At 45.6% G+C, this 1679-nt stretch carries 2 protein-coding genes and 1 pseudogene; all 3 read left to right on the top strand.

What is annotated here, in order from left to right; genetic code table 11:
• Positions 1–118 (top strand): annotated as a pseudogene (locus ACUVJL_RS28565) (IS5/IS1182 family transposase); the annotation flags it as partial.
• Between the two features lie 21 nt (positions 119–139).
• A complete protein-coding gene (locus ACUVJL_RS28560) occupies positions 140–826 on the top strand; it encodes a M23 family metallopeptidase (RefSeq protein ID WP_445248934.1) in 687 nt (228 codons plus the stop codon).
• Positions 827–1064: 238 nt separating this feature from the next.
• Complete coding sequence (locus ACUVJL_RS28555; protein ID WP_445248933.1) at positions 1065–1580, top strand: hypothetical protein; 516 nt, start codon at positions 1065–1067, stop codon at positions 1578–1580.
• Positions 1581–1679 lie beyond the last annotated feature (99 nt).

Raw genomic sequence — 1679 nt, 5'->3', positions numbered from 1 at the left:
TAGAATACTTTCATCAAGATATCGGAATCGAAGAAGGCGCTTCGGATTAAGATTTAATTTGATCGCTGGTATTTATAATTATGAACTTTCTTTAAAGACTAAATTAGAGATCGCCTGAGACTTTCGCAAGAGGTCTAATGTGATTCCTGCGGCGCTGATCGGCATAAATCCGATGTTGCGGGAAGGTCGAGTATCTGCTGGAAGTGCGATCGTCATTCCTCCATACAGTGGCATCGAGGTAGAAGTACCTGCGGGCTGGAATTGGCAAAAACTGGCAGAAGCTTACAAAGTGCGCGCAGATTTGCTATTTGAGGCGAATGGGTGCAGGCCTTTGGGGCAAACCGTGTTTGTGCCTGCGGTGAATAGGTCGATCGGGCCTTCTGCAAATCCCGATGCAACCCCATCGGTGCAAGGATTTCCCCTACCCGCTGCTGCGGTTGAAGCTTTGCGTTACGGGCGGCAATTGCATCCTATGCGCCGCGAATTTTTTTTCCACAGTGGCGTAGATTTTTTGGCGTCGGAGGGTACGCAGGTTTTAGCAACTGGCGAGGGAACTGTCGCCTTTGCCGGGCCGCAGGGAGATTACGGGAATTTAGTGGTGGTAAACCATCAAGCGGGGAAGCAAACGCGCTACGCTCATTTGAAAGATATTGCCGTAAAAGTCGGTCAAAAAGTCCAGTCTAAAGAAGTTTTGGGAACAGTCGGGATGACGGGAAAACCGGACATTGCCCAAGCTCATTTGCATTTTGAAGTTCGGTACAATTCGGGTTTGGGCTGGGTTGCTGAAGACCCGCTGCTTTATTTGCAAGCGACGCTTAAAAAATAGGATTTGCGGTTGAATTGCTTCTTCAACCGCAAATCCTATTTTTTGTATGGCATAAAATAGCAAGCCCGTGACGAGATTTGAATTAGCGCCTTGCTTTACATCTACGATTTTGCGTCGTTCTAGCTCTTCTCTTTACTCGCTCTGAAAGTCCTGTTTTACATTTGAGCGAAAACTAAGCAGCTTGCTGTACGCTGAATACAGCAAGCAAACTCAACACTGTTAGAGGATTGAGCGAAAAATGAGCGAGAAGTCTAATTTCGTCACAGTAAGTACCAGCGCTGATTACCTTATCGGCTACGAGCGGATTCTCGACTACTTTAAACAAGCACAGAAAGAATGCCCCAAAGGGGTAGGGCTCAAAAAGGATAGCAAGGCTAAAGGGTCTTACATAACCCTCCAGTTCAAGCTAGGTGACAAGCGGGTCAACAAAACTTGCGGGTGCTACCTAACAATGCAAGGTATTACTGATGCTCTAAGGAAGGCTCACTTAGTCGCTACTGCTCTAGAATCGTTTTCTAGCGAGACTCAGTTTCTGAGCTGGTACGAGGATGTGATTCTAGAAAAGAACATCATCAAAAATGATTTGATAACCTTTGGTGATGCGATAGCAAAAGTAGAGAAAGAATACTGGGATGGACGTACTAAACGCCGTCAACGACGTGATACCAATAATGCGAGCCATCAATCATCATGGCGGGAAACTTATAACGATTTCTATAGAACCCATTTGACATCTTTTACGGTCTTGTGGTAACGTGACCGTAAAAGCATTATCCAGTAGCAGCCATGCCTTATTATAGCAGTCTAACGGATTCAGAATGGGAAACAATTGAACCAATACTACATGAGATAT

It is taken from the genome of Microcoleus sp. OTE_8_concoct_300, from assembly GCF_031383065.1.
In the GTDB taxonomy this organism is placed as follows: domain Bacteria; phylum Cyanobacteriota; class Cyanobacteriia; order Cyanobacteriales; family Microcoleaceae; genus Microcoleus.
This window is presented reverse-complemented; position numbering and strand designations above follow the sequence as displayed.

Excerpts from the sequence above, each read along its gene's own strand:
- ACUVJL_RS28555 (WP_445248933.1), top strand. The coding sequence starts at position 1,065 with ATGAGCGAGAAGTCTAATTTCGTCACAGTAAGTACCAGCGCTGATTAC.